Below are 318 nucleotides of genomic sequence, written 5' to 3'. Positions count from 1 at the left end.
GACCTGAACCAACACGAGTTGTGTAAGCTTTAACAATACCTAAAACGTAATCTAAGTGTAGCGGACCAAAACCTGCACCTGTCGCAACACCACCAGCCGTCGTGTTTGATGAGGTTACGTACGGATAAGTACCGTGGTCGATATCAAGTAGTGTACCTTGCGCACCTTCAAATAGAATATGGTCGCCAGCATTACGCGCTTGATCAAGTAGTTCAGTAACGTCAACAATCATTGACTTAAGTACTTTTGCTACTTCCATTGCATCATCGTATGTCTTCTGGAAGTCTACTGGGTCTACTTTGTAGTAGTTAACCAAGG

General features: G+C 43.7%; 1 protein-coding gene. It reads right to left on the bottom strand.

Annotated features, from left to right (window positions below; genetic code table 11):
- A partial coding sequence (locus tag CWC11_RS21015; protein ID WP_171038493.1) for an adenylosuccinate synthetase occupies window positions 1-318 on the bottom strand: 318 nt, incomplete at both ends.

Source organism: Pseudoalteromonas sp. S3178, assembly GCF_005886985.1.
Taxonomy (GTDB): Bacteria; Pseudomonadota; Gammaproteobacteria; order Enterobacterales; family Alteromonadaceae; genus Pseudoalteromonas; species Pseudoalteromonas carrageenovora.
This window is presented reverse-complemented; position numbering and strand designations above follow the sequence as displayed.